A 19,485-nucleotide genomic window follows, 5' to 3' on the forward strand; every position below is an offset into this window, starting at 1 on the left:
TCAGTTCTCCCTTGCGCGCGGGCGCGTGGTGGCGGAGGCCTCGGTGCCTGACGGGTCCTGGGGCGGGGGCAGCAGCCCCCGGCGTACGAAGAAGCCGAGCATCCGGGTGAAGTAGCGGCCGTCCAGGGCGGGTGCCGCGTCGAGTTCGGCCCCGGCGTGCGCCCGGACGCCGGCGCAGTCCATCACCGGCATCCGGCGGTCGGGCACTTCGCCGATCATGGCCAGCAGCGGTGCCAGGGCGTTGTCGTCGCCCTCGCTCTCGACGCGTTCGACGAGTGCCGTGCGCCAGGCGTCGAACGCGACGCTGCGGACGGGGAAGCCGTGGGCCCGGATGTGTTCGAAGATGTCGTCCCAGGCCAGCGGCCGGGGGTCGATGGTGTGGTAGGTGCGGCCGAGGGCGCCCGGCCGCAGGGACAGGGTGACGACGAGCCGTGCGAGGTGGTCGACGGTGCCGACGGACAGCGCGTACCGGCGCCGCGGGGCCAGGCCGAGTTGCACACAGCCCTGGATGACCTTGGTGATGTAGTCCTCGCTGTTGGCGGCACCGCTGCGCGCGTCGGGCAGGACCCCGCCGGCCCGGTAGACGGAGACGGGGACGCCGCGTTCGCGGGCGAGGCCGATGATCCCCTCGGCGACCCATTTGCTCTGGCTGTAGGCGGTGTCGTGACCGACGGGCGGCGGCAGCGGGTCGTCCTCGCGGATGCGATCGGCGTCACCGAGCATCGCGCCGGCGAGCACGGCGAGGGTGGAGATGTGGTGGACCGGCTTGAGCCGCTTGCGGGTGGCGAGCCGCAGGATCTCCTGGGTGCCGAGGACGTTGGCGGCTTTCAGGGCGCGGTAGGGGCGCACGAAGTTCACCCAGGCACCGCAGTGGTGGACGGCGTCGATCCGGTCGGCCAGTTCGTCGAAGGCGGCCTCGTCCAGCCCGAGTCGTGGCCGGGCCAGGTCACCGGTGACGACCCGCAGGCGGGGGCTGTCGCCGCCTGGCAGACCGTAGGAGGCCAGGGCCGCGCGGATCCGTTCGCGGCCTTCCTCGGCGGACCGGGCACGTACGAGGCAGACGACGTCGGCCGGGGTCTGCCGCAGCAGTTCGGCGCAGAGGAAGGCTCCGACGAACCCGGTGGCTCCGGTGAGCAGGACGGCCCGGAGCGGCCGCTGCGGGTCCGGCGCCGGGAGCCCCTCGGCGGTGATGTCCTCGTCGAGCGTGACCTCGGCGTCGAGATCGGGGCCCTCGGGCGCGGGTCGTCCTTCGCCCGCGAGAATCCGGTCCACGAGTTCCGCCAGGGAGGCGACCGTGGGGGCGCCCAGGACGTCGCGGGCGCTGAGCGCGGTGGCGCCCGCGCGGCGCAGCTGACGGGTCGCCTGAGTCACCATCAGGGAGTGCGCCCCGAGGTCGAAGACGTCCTCGTCGACGCCGATCGCCTCCAGGCCCAGCAGGTCGCACCAGATGCGCGCCACCTGCCGTTCGCGCTCGGTGCGGGGTGTGCCGTTCCGGTCCGGCGGCTCGTTGCGCCCCTGTGGCCGGGCCTCGGGCGAGGCGGCGGACACGGGTACGGCCTCGGACTCGGGCGCGGCGGCGGACACGGGTACGGCGTCGGAGTCGGATACGGCGGTGGGCTCCGGCGGCACCTGCCGAGGGAGGGTGCCGCCGTGCTCCACCCAGTGCCGTGGCCCGGCGAACTCGCGCCCGGGCAGCGGGACGCGGCGCGGTACGGCGGCGCCGTGGAACGCCCTCCAGTCCAGGGGGACGCCGGACTGCCACAGCCGGCCCACGGCGGTCACCAGGTGCGCAAGGTCGGGCAGCGGGTCCCGGGGCAGCCCCATGGTGGGCACGGCCACGGGGGCGGGGGCCAGCTGCTGGACCGTGGCCAGCTGGGTCAGTGCCCGCCCCGGGCCTACCTCGACCAGCACGCGGCCGGGCCGGTCGAGCACCGTACGCAGTCCGTCGGCGAAACGGACCGGCTGCCGCAGGTGCCGCGCCCAGTGGCCGGGGTCCTTCGCCTGCGCGTCGTCGATCCAGTCGCCGGTGACACCGGACACGAACGGGATGCCGGGGGACGACGGGCGCAGGGCGGACAGCCGCTCGGTGAACTCCGGCAGGTACGGCTCGACCATCCACGAGTGGCTCGCCACCGGCACGCCGACCTTGCGGCAGTCCACGTCCTCGGCCCGCAGCCGGGTCAGCAGTGCGGCGACGTCCTCGTCGGGCCCGGAGACGACGGTCAGTTCCGGCGCGTTGACGGCGGCGACCGACAGCCGGTCCCCCAGCAGGGGCAGCAGCCGCTCCTCGGGGAGTGCGACGACGAGCATCCGGCCCGGCGGCATCGCGGCGAACAACTCGCCGCGGGCCCGGGTGATCTCGAGCGCCTCGGGCAGGGTGAGGACGCCCGAGAGGGCCGCGGCGACGTACTCGCCGAGACTGTGTCCGATCATCGCGGCCGGGCGGACGCCCCAGGCCATGAGCTGCCGGGCCAGCGCGTACTCCACGGTGAACAGCGCGCAGACCGCGCCCGCGCCCTGAGCGCGCCCCATGGTGGCCGCCCCGCTCACCAGCTGGCGCCCCTCCAGTGGGGGGAAGGCCGAGGGGAACAGCAGACGCCTGAGGTCGAAGCCGAGCCGGTCCCCGAGCAGGTCCGCGCACCGGTCCACCTCCTCGCGGAAGACCGGTTCGGCGCGGTAGACGTCGAGCCCCATGTCGGGGTGCTGCATGCCGCCGCCGGGGAACATGAAGACGGCCTCGTGGACGCCCTCCGGCGCCGGGCGGACGGCCAGCCGGCCCGGGTCGGTGCCGCGCAGGGCGTCCACGGCGTCGCGGCGGTCGCGGCAGACCGCGAACCCGCGCACCGCGAAGGCCCTGCGGCCCTCCTGGAGGGTGAACGCCACGTCGTGCAGCGGGAGTCCGGCACCGGGGCCGTCCAGGTGGCCGGCGAGGCCGGCCGCGCCGGACGTGACGGCCTGCCGGGTGTCGCCGGACACCGGCAGCAGCTGCCAGGGGCGTGCCGGGGCGGCGGGCCGCGGCACCCGGGGGGCCTGTTCGAGCACGACGTGGGCGTTGGTGCCGCCGACACCGAAGGCGCTGACTCCCGCCCGTCGCGGGCCGTCCGGCCGCCAGGCCCTGGCCGCCGTCGGGACGTGGAACGGCGTCCGGTCCAGGCGCAGTTCCGGGTTGGGCGTATGGAATCCGACCGTGGGCGGGATGATGCCGTGGTGCACGGCCAGGGCCGCGCGCATCAGGCCGGCGGCGCCCGCGGCCGCGTCCAGGTGCCCGATGTTCGCCTTGACCGAGCCGAGCGCGCAGTGTCCGCCCGTGTCGCCGAACGCCTGCGCCAGGGCGGTCACCTCGATGGGGTCGCCGACCCGGGTGGCCGTGCCGTGCGCCTCCACGTAGCCCACGGTCGCCGGGTCGACGCCGGCCAGGGCGAGCGCGGTGGCGACGACCCTGGCCTGCCCGTCCACGCTCGGCGCGGTGAAGCCCGCCTTGAGCGATCCGTCGTTGTTGACGGCGGAGCCCCGCACGACCGCGTATACGTGATCGCCGGCGGCGAGCGCGTCGGACAGCCGGCGCAGGACCAGCACCACGACGCCGTTGCCGGGCACGGTGCCCCGGGCCCCGGCGTCGAAGGGCCGGCAGTGGCCGTCGGCGCTGAACAGGCCGCTCTCCGCGACCGGGTAGCCGGCCTTCAGCGGTACGTTCACGGTGACCCCGCCGGCCAGGGCGATGTCGCACTCGTGGCCCAGCAGCGACTGGCAGGCCACGTGGGTGGCGACCAACGAGGTCGAGCAGGCGCTCTGCACCGTGTAGGCGGGCCCGTCCAGGTCGAGGAGGTGGGCGACGCGGGTGGCGAGGAAGTCCTTGTCGTTGTAGATGCGTGCGGCCGCGGCCAACGGGGACCGCTGGAAGCGGGGGTTGGTGGACAGGTTCGCGGTGAGGTACTTGTTCATGAACGAGCCGGCGAAGACACCGACCGGCGCGTTGACGCGTGCCGGGTCGTAGCCGCTGTTCTCGAAGGCCGCCCACGCGGTCTCGCAGAAGAGCCGGTGCTGGGGGTCCATGGCCGCGGCCTCGGCGGGGCCGATCCCGAAGAAGGCGGCATCGAACCGGTCGGCGTCGGGCAGGTGCCCGGACACCGGCACATGGTCGGGGTCGTCGGCCACCGCCGGGTCGACCCCCGCGGCCAGGAGTTCCTCCCGGCCGAACCGGGTGAGGGACTCCACTCCCTCGCGCATGTTGTGCCAGAAGGTGTCCGCGTCACGGGCCCCGGGGACCCGGCAGCCCAGTCCGATGAGGGCCACCGCCTCGATGTCCTCGTCGGCGCCGTCTCGTCGCCCGTCGGTCATGTGTCCCTCCGCTCCCGTCGCAGCTTGCCGTGGCGGCTTCGGGCCCGGGCCTGCCGCGCGGCGTGCTGCCGCGCCCCGTCCCGCAGGGCCTCGCGCGTCCCGGCGTGCCCGTCCGTGGCGTCCGCGAACGCCGTGGCGAGCGCGCGCACGGTGGGGTGGCGGAAGATGTCCACCAGCGTCAGGCTCTCGCCGAGCACCGGTTGCAGCCGCGTCCGGGCCTGCACGGCGAGCAGGGAGTTGCCGCCGCGCTCGAAGAAGTTGTCGGTCACGCCCAGCCGCTCGACCCTGAGCACGCCGGCGAGGACCTCGGCGATGCGCCGCTCCAGGTCGCTGCCCGGGGGTTCGCCGGACGTGGTGCCGCGCGGCCGGGGCGCGGGCAGGGCCGCCTTGTCGACCTTGCCGTTCGGGGTCAGCGGCAGCGCGTCGAGCAGGACGATCTCGGCGGGGACCATGTGGGCGGGCAGGGCGCCGGCGGTGTGCGCCGTCAGCTCGGCGGTGTCCGGGGTGCGTCCGGCCGCGGTGGCGACGGCGCAGTAGGCCACGAGCCTGGCGTGATTCCCCTCTCCGAGGACCGTGACGGCCGCCGCGCGCACGGCCGGGTGCTCGCGCAGGACGTTCTCGATCTCGCCCGGTTCGATCCGGTGGCCGTGCAGCTTGACCTGCTGGTCGAGCCGGCCGAGGAATTCCAGCCGGCCGTCGGCGCGCCGCCGCACCAGGTCACCCGTGCGGTACAGGCGCCCGCCGTCCCCGGCGAAGGGGTCCGGCAGGAAGCGCTCGGCGGTCAGGGCGGGCCGGCCCAGGTAGCCGCGGACGATCCCGGGGCCGCCGAGCAGCAGTTCGCCCGGGCTGCCGAGCGGAGCGGGCCGCAGCCGGGCGTCGACGACGTGGGCCCGGGCTGCGGGCAGGGAGGTTCCGATGGTCACCGGGCCGGTTTCGTCGATCGCCGCGGCACTCGCCCACACCGTGGCCTCGGTGGGGCCGTACATGTTGTACGCCCGTCCCGGCAGCAGCTCGGCGAGGTCCCGGGCGAGCGGGCCGGCCAGGGCCTCACCGCCCACCAGCAGCCGGTCGAGTCCGGCGAGCGCGTCGCGGGCCCCGGGGTCGGCGGCCAGGACGCCGGCGAGCGAAGGGGTGCACTGCAGATGGGTGACCCCGTGCCGGACGAGCTGGCGGCCGATCGGCTCGTCGGCGCGGGCCCTGCGCCGGCGGTCCTCGGACAGCTCCCGCACCCTGGGCAGGAACGCCAGCGACGCGAGCACCTCGTCCGGGGGCACGCCGAAGTCGATGAGGCAGGCGATCTCGTCGACGCCGACGCCCTTGAGGCGGTCGACGACGTCGGCGCAGTGCTCCGGCGTGCCCAGGAGTCCCGAGGTCTCGAAGAAACGCTCGAAGGCACGTTCCACGAGGGCGTCGAGTTCCGCCTCGGGCAGCAGCCGGGGGTCCGTCTCCCGGCCCAGGGCCTCGCCGAGTCCGGAGAGCAGGTCGAAGGAGGACTTGATGTACGCGCACAGCGGTGCCCGCACCGTCTCGCGTACGGCGTCGGTGTCGGCGCCCACGAAGGTGTGCAGCATCAGGCTGACGTGCCCGTCACCGGGATGCCCGGCCTCCCGCCAGGCCGCCCGGTAGAGGCGGACCTTCTCGGCCAGTTGGTCGGCGGTGTGGCCCAGCAGGTGGGTGAGCAGGCCGGCGCCGGCCTCACCGGCCAGGCGGAAGGTCTCGGGACTGCGTGCGCTGGTGATCCACAGCGGCAGGTCGGGCTGGAGGGGCGGCGGGAAGATCCGCACCTCGCTGTCCTTGCCGATGCCGTTGCGGCGGGTGACGGTGCCGCCTCGCCACAGGGACCGCAGTTCGGTCAGGGCCTGCAGCATCCGCTCCTTGCGGTCGCGGTAGCGGTCGGGGGCGAGGACGAAGTCGTCCGGCTGCCAGCCGGAGGCGACGGAGATGCCCGCCCGGCCGCCGGAGAGGTGGTCGACGACCGCCCACTCCTCGGCCACCCGGATGGTGTCGTGCAGCGGCAGGACGACCGATCCCGCCCGGACGGCGACGCGCTCGGTGACGGCGGCCACGGCGGCGGCGGTGACCGCCGGGTTGGGGTAGAGACCGCCGAAGCTGTGGAAGTGGCGCTCGGGTGTCCACACGGCGGTGAAGCCGTTGGCGTCGGCGAACCGCGCGCCCTCGAGCAGCAGCCGGTAGGCCGCCGAGGCCCCCGCGTGGTCGGGACTTCCGCCGAAGTAGAACAGGCTGAAGCCGACGGCCCGGGTCTGGTCCGCCGCGGTCACCGCCACACCGCCCGTGCCCGCGGTGACGGCGGTCGGTTCGTCGCCGCGCACGACGATCCGGTGCCCTCGCGTCAGCGGCCACAGCAGTTCCAGCACGGAGATGTCGAAGGACATCGAGGTGACGGCGAGCCAGGTCGCACCGGGACCGGCGTCGCCCAGCCGCCGGTCCATGGCGGACAGGAACCAGGACAGGTTGGCGTGCGTCACCATGACGCCCTTGGGCCGGCCGGTCGAGCCCGAGGTGTAGATGACGTAGGCGAGCCGTTCGCCCGCCGGGGCGGGGTCTTCCCGGTCCGCCGCCGTGGCCTGCGCGTCCTGCGGTGCCGGGTCGTCCGTCAGCAGCGGTACGGCCGCGGTGCGGGGGAGCCGGTGCACCAGCCCGCGCCGGGTCAGGACGATCGGTGTCCGGGAGTCCTCGACCATGAGGGCGAGGCGCTGCGCCGGGTAGGCCGGGTCGAGGGGGAGGTAGGCGCCACCCGCCTTGAGCACGGCCAGGAGCGCCACGACGAGCTGCGGGGAGCGGTCGAGGCAGACGCCCACGGGGGTGTCGGCCCGCACCCCGGCGGCACGCAGTCGATCCGCCAGCTCGTCGGACTGCCGGTCGAGCAGGCGGTAGGTGAGCGGTGCGCCCCCGTCCTGGGCGGCGGCCTCCACGGCGACGGCGTCCGGGGTGCGGCGAGCCTGGAGGCGCACCAGTTCGTGGACGGGTGCCGGCTGCGGTGCCGGCCCGGGGGCGGGGTTCCACGCGGTGAGGATGTGCCGTTCCTCTTCCGGGGTGAGCACGGGCAGCGCCCCGACCGGCAGGTCCGGGTCGGCGACCGCTGCGGTGAGGAAGGTGCGGTAGTGGGTGCCGAACGCCTCGATCGTCCGCCGGTCGAAGAGATCGCTGCTGTACTCCAGCCGGGCCCGCAGCCGCTCGCCTCGGCGGGTCAGGCTCATGGTGAGGTCGAACTTGGCCGTCGCGGTGTCCCCCGGTTCCATGCGGACGGTGCAGCCGGGCAGGACGAGTCCGGTCTCGGCCTCCTCGTGGTAGCTGAACATCAGCTGGAACAGCGGGTTGTACGCGGGGTCGCGCTGCGGCCGCAGTTCCTCGACCAGCCGCTCGAAGGGCAGGTCCTGGTGGGCGACCGCGGCCCGGGTGCCGGTGCCGGCCCGTGCGACCAGCTCCCGGAAGGGGGCGTCGTCGTGGACGCCGATCCGCAGGACCACGGTGTTGGCGAAGAGACCTATCAGGCGTTGCCAGTCGGCGTGCGGGCGGCCCGCGACCGGCGAGCCGACGATGACCTCCTCGGCGCCGGTGTGCGCGTGCACGACGGCCGCGAACGCGGCCAGGAGGACGGCGAAGAGGGTGGTCCCCCCGGCGCGTGCCAGCTCCCCCGCCCGCTCGACGGCGTCGGAGGGCAGCGCGAGGTCGACATGGCCGCCGCGGTGGCTCTGCACGGGCGGCCGCGGCCGGTCGGTGGGCAGCGTGGCGAGCGCGGGGGCACCGGCCAGCCGGCCCCTCCAGTGGTCGAGCAGTGCGGCCAGCGGCTCGCCGGTGAGCAGTTCCTCCTGCTGCGCGGCGACGTGCCGGTACTGCACCGGGAGAGGCTCAGGCGGATCGGTGTGCGGGCCCGGGTGCAGGAAACCGGCGTAGAAGGCGGCCAGTTCCCCGGCGAGGAGGTTGAGGGACCAGCCGTCGCAGGCGATGTGGTGCAGCGTCAGGCACAGCCGGTGCTTCTGCGGTGCGAGCCGGAGCAGCACCGGCCGGAGCAGGAGGTCCGACTCCAGGTCGAACACGGTGCGGGCCTGGTCGGCGCAGAGACGGTCGGCCTCGGCCTCCGGGTCCGCGGCCTCGGACAGGTCGATCAGCTCGACGGGGACGGGCGCGGCCGGCCGGACGAACTGCCGGGGCACGCCGTCCACGGGGCGGAACACCGAGCGCAGCACCTCGTGGCGTTCGACCACGGCGGTCAGCGCGTGTTCCAGGGCCGGGCGGTCCAGCGGCCCGGTGATCCGGTAGGTCAGGGGGACCACGTAGACGGCGCTGCCGGGGTCCAGCTGGTGGAGGAACCACAGCCGCTGCTGCGGGTACGACAGGGGGTGGTGCCGCTCGGCGATCCGCTGCCGGAGTCCGGCCGCCAGCCGGGCCCGCCGTTCTCCGGGTGTTTCCCCGGCTGATGTCCCGGGTGATTCCCCGGGACGGTCCTGCGGTGTCGGATGCTGCGTCATCGTTCGACCTCGTTGTCAGCCATGTCCCGCAGGAGCCGGGCCACTTCGTCGTCGGAGAGTTCGTCGAGCCGGGCGAGCAGCCGCTCGTCGTCGGTGGGGTCGTGCGCCGGGGCGCCGTCGCGGGGTGCGGCGGTCACCTCGGCGGCCAGCCGGGCCGCCGTGGGGTCGGCGAGGAAGCGGCTGAGCGGTACGCGTACGCCGAAGTGCTCGCCGACTCCCGCCACCAGCCGCATGGCGAGCAGCGAGTTGCCGCCCAGGCCGAAGAAGTCGTCGGTGGCGCCCACGGCGGAGTGGCCGAGCAGTTCCGCCATCCGCTCGGTGACGGCGCGTTCGGTCCCGTTGCGGGGGGCGACCCGCTGCGCGGCCGGGGGTGCGGTCTGCGCGACCGCGGGCAGCGCCGCACGGTCGATCTTGCCGCTCGTGGTGAGCGGCATGGACGGCAGGAATCCGAACGCGGAGGGCAGCAGGAAGGGCGGCAGCACGGCCGCGAGGAAGGTGCGCAGGTCCGCGGCGGACGGCGCGTCGGTGCCCGCCGGCGGGGCGACGTAGGCGACCAGCCTGCGTCCCGCCGGGCCGTCGTCGACCACGACCGCGGCCTGGCCGACGCCCGGGTGGCGGGTGAGCGTGGCCTCCAGTTCCCGGGGCTCCACCCGGTAGCCGCGGATCTTGACCTGGTCGTCGGCGCGGCCGAGGAAGTCCAGGGCGCCGTCGGAGCGCCGGCGGACGATGTCACCGGTGCGGTACATGCGCGAGCCGTCGGCGGCGAACGGGTCGGGCAGGAAGCGCCCGGCCGTGGCCCCCGGCCGCGCCGCGTACCCGCGGGCCACGCCGGGCCCCCCGATGTACAGCTCCCCCGGGACCCCGGGCGGTACGAGACGCAGCCGGCCGTCGAGCACGTAGGCCGTGGTGTGGGCGATGGGCCGTCCGATGGGGACCGAGGCGGCTCCGGCGGGGACCGTGTCGATGCGGTGGCACACGGCGAAGGTGGTGGTCTCGGTGGGCCCGTAGCCGTTGCTGAGGGCGGCGGGCCGACGGCCCGGGTCCTGTTCCAGCAGGGCGCGCACCCGCCCGGGGTGCAGGGCGTCACCACCGACGATCAGGTGCTTCAGGCCGGCGAAGGTGTCGGGGTGCCGGCTCATCACCTCGTTGAAGAGGGCGGAGGTGAGGAACATGGCGGTGATCCGGTGACGGCGCAGCGCCTGCCTCAGCCCGCCGGGGGCGAGCAGTTCGTCCGTCTCGACGACACACACCGAGCCGCCGTGCAGCAGGGCTCCCCAGACTTCGTAGGTGAGCGCGTCGAACGAGGCGTCGGCCACCTGGGCGATGCGCTCGTGCGGGCCGAAGTCGGCGTAGTCGGCGCCGCAGACCAGCCGCAGCACCGCGCGGTGGGGCACCATCACGCCCTTGGGGCGCCCGGTGGAGCCGGAGGTGAACAGGATGTAGGCGAGACTGTCCGGGGTGGCGTGCGACTCGGGCGGGACGGGGGGCACGGCGGCCAGCTCGTCCTCGTCGAACGTCAGGATCCGCGCGGTCGTCCCGTCCCCGAGCCTGGACCGCAGGCCGGGGCGGGTGATCACCAGGGGCGCCGCGGTGTCCTCCAGCATGGCCTCCAGCCGCTGCGCGGGGTACCGGGGGTCGAGCGGCACATAGGCCCCGCCCGCCTTCACCACCGCGAGCAGCGCCGTCAGCATCTCCTCGCCGCGGTCGAAGAGGACGCCCACGGGGACGTCACGGTCCACGCCGGCGGCCCGCAGCAGCCGGGCCGTCCGGTTGGCCCGCTCCTCCAGTTCCGCGTAGGTGACCGTGCGGTCGCCGTGCACGAGCGCGGGGGCGCCGGGGTGGCGGGCCGCGCACTGCGCGAACAGCTCGGGAAGGGTCCGGTCGGCGGGGTACGGGGTGCGTGCTCCCCGTGCCGCCTCGAGGACCTCGGCCTCGGCCGCCGGGGTGAGCAGGCCGACCCGGTCGACGGGCGTGTCGGGGGCGTCCAGGGCGCGGTCCAGCAGGGTGAGGTAGCGGTCCACGAGATGGCGCATGGTCGCCGCGTCGAACAGGTCCGTGGCGTACTCCCACAGGAGGGTGACGGAGTCGTCACCGGTGCCGTCGTCGGTGCCCGGGACGCCGTGCCCGGCGCGCTGTTCGGCGCGCGGCAGCACCACCACGTTGAGGTCGGTCTTCGCCGACTCGTTGTGCAGCTCCCTGACGGTTCCGGTCAGTCCGGCGAAACGCAGGTCGGGGATGTGGGAGTCGTGGAAGCTGAACATGACCTGGAAGAGGGGGTTGCGCGAGGTGTCGCGGGGCAGGCGCAGTGCTTCCACGAGCCGGTCGAGGGGCACGTCCTGCCACTCGTGGGCGCGCGCCGTGGTGGCGTGCACCTGGCGCACCAGTTCCCGGAATGTGGGTGCCGCGTTCAGGTCGACGCGCAGCGGCAGGGTGTTGACGACCATGCCGATGAGGTTCTCGACCTCGGTGAGCCGCCGGTTGGCCACGCCGGTGCCGACGACCAGGTCCCGCTGGCCGCTGTAGCGGCTCAGCACGGCGGCGAAGCCGCTGAGCATGGTCGTGTAGAGGGTCACGGACGAGGCACGGCTGAAGGCCCGCAGCCGGCGCGTGAGCCGCCCGGGCAGTTCCACGCGCAGCGCGGAGCCGGTGAAGCTCTGCGCCCGGGGCCGGGGCCGGTCGGTGGGCAGTTCCAGAGCCGGTGGCACGCCGTCGAGTTCGGCGGTCCAGTGCGCGAGGTGGGCGTCCAGGACGTCACCGGACAGCCAGGAGCGCTGCCACAGGGCGAAGTCCGCGTAGCTCGGGATGTCCCGGCGGACGGCCGGGGTGCGCCCGGCCGCCAGGTCGGTGTAGACGGCGCGCAGTTCGCCGAGGAACACGGCGAAGGACCAGCCGTCGTGGACGAGGTGGTGCTCGACGTGGACGAGGGTGTGGTCGTCGGGCGCGTGCCGGATCAGCACCCAGCGGGCGAGGGGCGGCGCGTCGAGGTCGAACGCGGGCCGCACGGTGTCCCGGACGGTCTGTTCGGTGCGCCGTGCCCGCTCGTCCTCGGGGAGGTCCGACAGGTCGACGAGCGGCAACCGGACCGGCATGGGCGGCTGCCGGAACTGCCGGGGCACTCCGTCCACTTCGCGGTACGCCATCCGGAAGACGTCGTGGCGCCGGACGATCTCCGTGAGGGTGTCCGCGAGGAGGCGGTCGTCGAGGGGACCGCGCAGGCGCAGGGTGGCCTGCGCGTTGTAGGCGAGATTGCCGGGGGCCAACTGTTCCAGGTACCAGATGCGTTCCTGCGGGAAGGACAGCGGCACCCCCTCGCCGTCCGCGGCTCCCTCCGGGGTGAAGGGCGGTGCGGGCGGCGCCGGACGGCGTGTTCCGGCACCGGGTTCCCCGCCGGGCGCGTCGGACCGCCCGTCGAGGTGGCGGGCCATGGCGCGCACCGTCGCGGCCTCGTAGAGGGTCTGCAGGGACAGGTCCCTGCCCAGTTCCTCGCGGATGCGGGCGGCGAAGCGGCCGGCGAGGAGGGAGTGGCCGCCGAGCGCGAAGAAGTCGGCGCCGGCCGGGACCGGGCCCTGGCCCAGCAGTTCGCCGAGGATGCGGGCGAGATCCCGTTCCGTGGGCGTGGCGGGCGGGTCGGCGCTCGCCGGGGCCTGCCCGGGCCCGGGCGCGGGCAGCCGGGGCCGGTCGATCTTGCCGCTCGGCGTGAGCGGCATCCGCTCCAGTACGACGACGGCGGCGGGGACCAGATGGGCGGGCAGGCGCCCGGCCAGGTACTCCCGCAGCCGCTCGGCGCCGGGCCCGGCGCCCGTGACGTAGCCGATGAGTCCGGGCCCCGCGGGGGTCTCCCGGACGGTCACCACCGCGTCCGTCACGTCGGGGTGCTCGGCGAGGTGGTGGGCGATCTCGTCCGGCTCGACGCGAAAACCACGGATCTTGACCTGGTGATCGATGCGGCCGAGGAACTCCAGCGCTCCGTCCGGGTGCCGGACCACGCGGTCCCCGGTGCGGTAGATGCGTCCGCCGGGGCGGAGCGGATCCGGCACGAAGCGCTCCGCGGTCATGCCGGGGCGGCCCCGGTAGCCCCGGGCCACGCCGTCGCCGCCGACGACGAGTTCGCCGGGCTTCCCGTCGGGCAGTGGACGCAGGCGGTCGTCGACGACCAGGGCGTGCGCGCCCGGGACCGGCGTGCCGATGCGGGGTTTGCCGCCGCCCGGCGCGAGTTCGGCGACGGTGGCCCACACGGTGGTCTCGGTGGGGCCGTACGCGTTGAACATGCGCCGGCCGGGCAGCCAGCGCTCGGCCAGGTGTCCGGGCAGCGCCTCGCCCGCGCAGATCAGCACGGTCAGGTCCGGCAGCTCGGCGGCCGGCAGGGTGGCCAGCACGGACGGCGGCAGCGTGACACGGGTGATCCGCAGGTCGCGCAGTGCCCGGACCAGTTCCGGCCCGGGAGGTATGTCCTCGCGGGCCGCGAGGACGAGGGTGGCCCCGGCCGACAGGGCCATGACCACCTCGAACACGGAGGCGTCGAAGCTGGCCGGCGCGAACTGCAGGACCCGGTCGCCGGGCGCCGTCCCGAATGTCCGCGCCTGTGCCCGGGCGAGGTGCACCAGGCCCCGGTGGGTGAGTTCGACGCCCTTGGGGCGGCCGGTGGAGCCGGAGGTGTAGATGACGTAGGCCAGGTCGTCCGGGCGCACCCGGGGCGGGGGTGCGGCGCCGGGGCGGGCGTCGGCGGACGCGACGCCCGGGTCGAGGAACTCGGCCTTCCCGGCGGGCAGCCGGGCGGCCGTCGGCTGGTCTGCGATCACCAGCCGGACCCCCGCGTCATCGATCATGTAGGACAGCCGCTCGGCGGGGTAGCCGGGGTCCAGGGGCAGCCAGGCCGCTCCGGCCCGCAGCACGGCGAGCAGCGCTGCCGGGAAGTCCGGGGAGGCGCTCGGCGCGACTCCGACCAGGCTGCCGGTCGTGACCCCGCGCGTGGTCAGCTCGGCGGCGAGCGCGGCCGAACGGGCGTCCAGCTCCCGGTAGGTGATGCGCTGCCCCCGGTACTCCACGGCGACGGCGTCGGCACCGGACGCGACGACGTCCTCGAAGATCTCGCAGAAATTCATCCCTGGTCCGTTCCCGCAGCACCGGCGACGGCTTCGTCCGCCGCACCCGTATTCGGCTTCGAATCCCGCGGCTCGTCGAAGCACCAGCGGGCCCTGCCCGGTTCCACGACCAATCGGGAAGTGTCCCCGAAAACGTATTCCGCAGCACCCGGAGAATTCCCGTCGGCGTTTTCGGCCGTGGCCATCTCTATTTCCGTGACACGCTCGGCCGGTCCGTCCGCGAACGCCAGGTGCAGCCGCAGCCCGTGCCCCTCGACGCACAGCCCACCGGGCAGGGTGGCGACCGTGTAGCCGAACGCGGCGAGGGCCCCGGCGACGGCCCGGGCGCGCTCGGGCCGCAGGGCGAGGGTCACGCCCACGATGTCCCGCAGCAGCCAGGAGCCGTCGTCGGGGGCGCCCAGCGCAGCGTCCAGGTAGGCGCTGCGGCACAGTGCTCCGTCGGGTCCCGGCCGGGCGCCGAGCGCGGTGAAGTACTCGGGCGTGACCTCGTTCAGGAAGAGCAGCACCGGACTCGCCTCGCCCAGCACGACATTGATCAGGTGGTACCAGGGCCGCCGTTCGCCGCCCTGGTCGTCGGCGCGTCGCACCAGGTCGTACGTGTGGCGCACGGTCCCGGTGGCGTCGAGCAGTTCGCGCGCGGCCTGCGAGGAACCGGGTTCCTCGAAGGAGAAGACGAGGCCCGCGGTGATCGGCGACGCACTCGGCAGTCCCGTGCCGAAGCACTCGACGAGCGTGTTGCGGCCGGCGACGCCGAGCGTGGAGTACTGCCCTGCCAGGGAGCTGTCGGCCTCCTTGCGCTTCGTGCGGCCGAAGCGCCGTGCGAGGAAGGCGCTGGCGGCCGCGGAACGGTAGGCCGCCTCGTCCAGCAGGACCATGACGTGATCGAGGCGGGGCACGGGGCGCCTGCCGTCCGTTGCTGATCCGGTCGTCACTCATTCACTCCGATCGGCCGTCGCCCAGGGTTCGCACCCAGGTGGAATTCGGTGCGAGAAGTCTTGCCGCACCGGCGCTCCGGACATCATTGGGGGAATCCCGGGGTCCCCCTGGGGCACCCCCTGGGTCACCCCCCGGCCCGGGCCCCTGTACGGCTTCCCTGTTTCAACCCTGGGAGATATGGCAGCGGTTGACACTGCTTCTTTCCGGCGACCACCATCGAATATCGCCGAACTACCTAGGAGAGCTGTGCGCATAGAGATTCTTGGCACCGTCTCTGTGTACGTGGACGAGCGCGAGCGTCCGATCAGGGCCCACAAGGTGCGCGCTCTGCTGGCCACCCTGGCGCTGGACGCCGGCCGCTCGGTCTCGAACGTGGAACTGGCGGACGAGCTGTGGTCGGGTCAGCCCCTCGGCAACGTCCAGAACGCCCTCCAGGCGCACGCCGCGCGGTTGCGCAAGGTCCTCGACGGGCCGAAGCGACGGCCCGGCGGGGAGACGGTCCTGCGCACCGTGCAGGGCGGGTACGTCCTGGACGTACCCGGCGACCGTGTCGACGCCAACCGGTTCCTGGAACTGGCGGGCCAGGGAGCCGCCGCCCTCCGGGTCGATCCGCGGCGGGCGGTGCGGCTGCTGGAGTCCGCGCTCCGGCTGTGGCGCGGCCCCGCGCTGCTGGACGCCGGCGACGGGCTGCGCTGCCGGGCGGGTGCGGCGCTGTACGAGGAGCGCCGGCTCGCGGTGTGCGAGAACCTCGCGTTCGCCCGGCTCGTCGTGGGCGATGCCGGGCAGGCGGCGGCCGAACTGCGCCGCCTGGAGACGGAGCACCCCCTGCACGAACGGTTCTGCGAACTGCTGATGATCGCTCTGTACCAGCTGGGACGCCAGGGCGAGGCGCTGCACACCTACCACCGCATCCGCGAACGCCTCGACCGGGAACTCGGCCTGGAACCGAGCGCTCCGCTGCGCGCCCGGCACACCGAGATCCTGGCCCAGCGCCAGGTGCTCACCCTGATGCCCACGCACGCCCGCGCCGGCGGTCCCGTGCTCGCGGTCCCGGCCGTACCGGCCTGGTCGCGCTCCGCCTGAACAGCCCGCGCGCCCCTCGCGTGAACAGCCCCGCGTCCCTCGCGTGAACAGCGCCGCACGTCCCTCGCGTGAACAGCCCCGCACGTCCCTCGCCTGAACAGCCCCGCACGTCCCTCGCCTGAACAGCCCCGCACGTCCCTCGCCTGAACAGCCCCGCACGTCCCTCGCCTGAACAGCCCCGCGCGTCCCTCGCGGACCGTGCCGTACCGCCCGGTCCGTCGACGGCCGCCGGCACGCCGCCGGACGTGCGGACCCTGATCCGTCGTTCTCACATCCTTGGAGCAGCCGTGTACGAAAAGCTCGCCGACATCCTCGTCAACCACTTCCAGGTGGACCGCTCCGCGATCAGCCCGGACGCCACCTTCGAGGACCTGGAGATGGATTCGCTCTTCCTCGTCGAACTGCTGCTGGTGGTGGAGAAGGAGCTGGGCGTCAAGGTCGACGACGACGCCGCCACGCCCCGCGACACCATCGGCCGGGCCGCCGAGGTCATCGCCGCGCAGGCCGACGCCGCGGCGGCGTCATGACCCGGCCGGCCGTCGCCGTCACCGGCCTGGGCCTGGTGACCGCCGCGGGCATCGGTGTGGAACCCACGTGGTCGGGGGTGTGCTCCGGCGTGTCGACGGCCCGCAAGGATCCCGCGCTCGCCGGCATCCCGGTGGACATCTCCTGCACCGTCCCCGGCTTCGACGCCCGGCGGCACGTGGGGCGCCGCAGTGTCCTGGTGCACGACCGTTTCACCCAGCTGGCCGTCGTGGCGGCGCGCGAGGCGGTCGCCGACGCCGGCCTGGATCCCGCGAGCTGGGACGGCGCGCGGGTCGGCGTCGTCGTCGGCTGCGGCCTCGGCGGTGTCGCGACCTGGGAGAAGCAGTACAGGACCCTGCTCGACGACGGCCCGGGATCGGTCTCGGCCCTGCTGATCCCGATGCTGATCCCCAACATGGTGGCGGGCCATCTGGCCATGGAGTTCGGCGCCCGCGGGCCCAACCTCGTCACCGCGACCGCCTGCGCCTCCGGTGCGACGGCCATCGGGACGGCGCTGGACCTGTTGCACGACGACGTCTGCGACGTCGTGCTCACCGGCGGCACCGAATCCGGGGTCGTCCCGCTGATGGTGAGCGGCTTCGCACAGATGGGTGCGTTGTCCTCGCGGCGTCTCGACGCCCCGGCGGCGGCCTCCCGCCCGTTCGACGCCGACCGCGACGGCTTCGTCATCAGTGAGGGAAGCGGCATGCTGGTGCTGGAACGGCAGGCGGACGCACGAGCCCGCAACGCCCGCACCCGTGCCCTGCTCGCCGGCTACGGGGCCTCGGCCGACGCGCACCACATCACCGCGCCCGACCCCGAGGGCACGGGCATGACGGCGGCCCTGGAGGCGGCGCTGGCCCAGGCCGGCGCCACCGCGCAGGACGTCGACCACGTCAACGCCCACGGCACCTCGACGCCGCTGAACGACGTCGTCGAGGCCCGGGCGCTGCGCAAGGCGCTGGGCACCGGCCCGGCGGTGACCTCGGCCAAGGGTGTGCTCGGCCATGCGCTCGGCGCCGCCGGCGCCATCGAGGCGGCCCTCACCGTGCTGTCCGTCGAGCGGTCGCTGATCCCGCCGACGGCGAACCTGTCGACGCTCGACCCCGCCGTCGAGGTGGACGTGGTGGCCGGTGAACCGCGGCAGCGTGCCGTCGAGGTCGCGGTCAGCAACTCGTTCGGATTCGGCGGCCAGAACGCCGTGCTGGCCTTCACCTCCGCCTGAGCCGGGCGGACGGCCGACGGACGGCCGACGGCACCGCGTCCGACACGTCATCCGGCACGGCATCCGACAGGGCACCGGGCACGACGCCCGAAACGGCATCCGGCACGGCATCCGACAGGGCACCGGGCACGACGCCCGAAACGGCATCCGGCACGACGTCCGACAGGGCGTCCGGCACACCTCACTCCGCCAGGACCTCACAAGGAGAGCGGCACACGTGACGCGATCACACAGTTCGGGGCCGCCCGCCCCCGACCACGACGTCATCGTCGTCGGGGCGGGCTCGGCGGGCTGCGTCGTGGCCCGCCGGATGACCGACCGGGGAGCACGCGTGCTCCTGCTGGAGGCGGGCGGACCCGCCGACAACCCGGCGATCCACGACCCCCGGCGCTTCGGCGAGTTGTGGCTGAGCCCCCAGGACTGGGGCTACCGCACCGTCGGGCAGCAGCACGCGGCCGGGCGCAGACTGTTCTGGCCCCGCGGCAAGGTGCTCGGCGGCTCCAGTGCCCTGAACGCGATGATCTACGCCCGGGGCGCCGCCGCCGACTTCGACCACTGGGCGTACCTCGGCAACGACGGCTGGTCCTGGCAGGACGTCCTGCCGGTCTACCGGTCCATCGAGGACTTCGACTCGGGTGCGGACGAACTCCACGGCGTCGGCGGACCGTTGCGCGTGCTGTCCGCCTACCGGGCCGACCCGGTGCACAGGGCACTGATCGAGGCGGCGGCCGAGATCGGCGTTCCCCACCAGGACGACTACAACACGGGCTTCCCCGAGGGGATCTCACAGACCCAGCTGAACATCGCCGACGGCCGCCGGCACAGCGCCGCGGACGCGTACCTCACCCCCGTCCTCGGCAGGCCGGAACTCACCGTGCGGACCGGCGCACGGGTCCGCAGACTGCTGCTGGACGGCACACGCTGCACCGGCGTCGAATGGGCCGAGGACGGCCGCGTCCACACGGCCCGTGCGGCCCAGACCGTGCTGGCCGCCGGCGCGCTGGAGTCACCGCGCGTGCTGATGCTCTCCGGCATCGGCGACCCGGAGCACCTGCGGTCCGTCGGTGTCACGCCCGTCGTGGAACTGCCCGGAGTCGGCAGTGACCTGCACGACCACGTCCTGGCCCCCGTGGTGTTCGCCACGGACCGTGACCCGGGCCGCACTTCGGCCGGCCTGTCGCCCGCCCAGACCCATCTGTTCTGGCGCAGCCGCTCCGGTCTCCCCGTCCCCGATCTGCAGCCGCTGCACTTCCCGGTGCCGATGTATCCGCAGGGAACGGGCGGACCTGCGACGGGCTTCACGCTGCAGGCGGGCATCGTACGGCCGTCCAGCCGTGGCACCGTCCGGCTCACCGGTCCCGGTCCCGAGGACGAGCTGCTGATCGACCCGGCGACCTTGCGGACGGCCGCCGACACGACGGCGCTGCTGGCCGCGGTGGCCCTGTGCCGGGAACTGGGTTCGGCCCCCACCCTGCGCAAGGAGTGGGGTGCGCGGGAGATGTACCCCGGGCCGGACGCCGCGGCCGGCGTGCGGGAGCCGGTCCTGCTCGACCGGATCCGGCGCACGGTCGCGACGTACCACCACCCGGTGGGGACGTGCCGCATGGGCGTCGACTCCGGGGCGGTGGTCGACCCACGGCTGCGGGTGTACGGGGTCGACGGGCTCCGGGTCGCGGACGCCTCCGTGTTCCCGTCGGTGACCACCGGGAACACCCACGCGCCGGCCCTGCTGGTGGGCGAGCGCGCGGCGGCCTTCATCGGAGGGTGAAGGCCGCCGCCGCGCGCG

At 74.4% G+C, this 19,485-nt stretch carries 9 protein-coding genes; 4 read left to right on the forward strand and 5 right to left on the reverse strand.

Annotated features, from left to right (window positions below; genetic code table 11):
• Genes JK359_RS11965 through JK359_RS11980 form a run of 4 tightly spaced genes read right to left on the reverse strand, consistent with a single transcriptional unit; the run spans position 1 to position 14,826 of the window.
• Entirely contained in the window at positions 1-4,338 is a 4,338-nt protein-coding gene (locus tag JK359_RS11965; RefSeq protein ID WP_201834841.1) for a type I polyketide synthase, read from the reverse strand.
• Positions 4,335-8,828, reverse strand: coding sequence for a MupA/Atu3671 family FMN-dependent luciferase-like monooxygenase (locus tag JK359_RS11970; RefSeq protein WP_201834843.1), 4,494 nt, complete (start codon positions 8,826-8,828; stop codon positions 4,335-4,337). The genes JK359_RS11965 and JK359_RS11970 overlap by 4 nt, the downstream gene beginning before the upstream one ends.
• Positions 8,825-13,930, reverse strand: a complete 5,106-nt coding sequence (locus tag JK359_RS11975) for a non-ribosomal peptide synthetase (protein WP_201834845.1) — start codon at positions 13,928-13,930, stop codon at positions 8,825-8,827. The genes JK359_RS11970 and JK359_RS11975 overlap by 4 nt, the downstream gene beginning before the upstream one ends.
• Positions 13,927-14,826 carry a DUF5829 family protein gene (locus JK359_RS11980; protein WP_201834847.1) on the reverse strand — a complete coding sequence of 300 codons (900 nt, stop codon included), beginning with the start codon at positions 14,824-14,826 and terminating at the stop codon, positions 13,927-13,929. The genes JK359_RS11975 and JK359_RS11980 overlap by 4 nt, the downstream gene beginning before the upstream one ends.
• Before the next feature lie 286 nt (positions 14,827-15,112).
• Between JK359_RS11980 and JK359_RS11985 the strand changes: the two genes are divergently transcribed.
• From JK359_RS11985 to JK359_RS11995, 3 genes are all read left to right on the forward strand, one after another.
• A complete protein-coding gene (locus JK359_RS11985; RefSeq protein ID WP_307788073.1) occupies positions 15,113-15,949 on the forward strand; it encodes an AfsR/SARP family transcriptional regulator in 837 nt (278 codons plus the stop codon).
• A 287-nt stretch (positions 15,950-16,236) separates the two neighbouring features.
• Entirely contained in the window at positions 16,237-16,476 is a 240-nt protein-coding gene (locus tag JK359_RS11990; protein WP_307788074.1) for a phosphopantetheine-binding protein, read from the forward strand.
• Positions 16,473-17,699, forward strand: a complete 1,227-nt coding sequence (locus JK359_RS11995) for a beta-ketoacyl-[acyl-carrier-protein] synthase family protein (RefSeq protein ID WP_201834850.1) — start codon at positions 16,473-16,475, stop codon at positions 17,697-17,699. Before JK359_RS11990 ends, JK359_RS11995 begins: the two co-directional genes overlap by 4 nt.
• Here JK359_RS11995 and JK359_RS12000 read toward each other — a convergent pair.
• Complete coding sequence (locus tag JK359_RS12000; protein ID WP_201834852.1) at positions 17,686-17,877, reverse strand: hypothetical protein; 192 nt, start codon at positions 17,875-17,877, stop codon at positions 17,686-17,688. The genes JK359_RS11995 and JK359_RS12000 overlap by 14 nt on opposite strands.
• 39 nt (positions 17,878-17,916) lie before the next feature.
• Here JK359_RS12000 and JK359_RS40115 point away from each other — a divergent pair, with 39 nt between their 5' ends.
• Positions 17,917-19,467 (forward strand): GMC family oxidoreductase, encoded by a 1,551-nt coding sequence (locus JK359_RS40115; protein WP_307788075.1) that lies wholly within the window; start codon positions 17,917-17,919, stop codon positions 19,465-19,467.
• The last annotated feature ends 18 nt before the right edge of the window (positions 19,468-19,485 follow it).

Origin of the sequence: Streptomyces actinomycinicus (assembly GCF_016741775.1) — a bacterium.
Taxonomy (GTDB): domain Bacteria; phylum Actinomycetota; class Actinomycetes; order Streptomycetales; family Streptomycetaceae; genus Streptomyces; species Streptomyces actinomycinicus.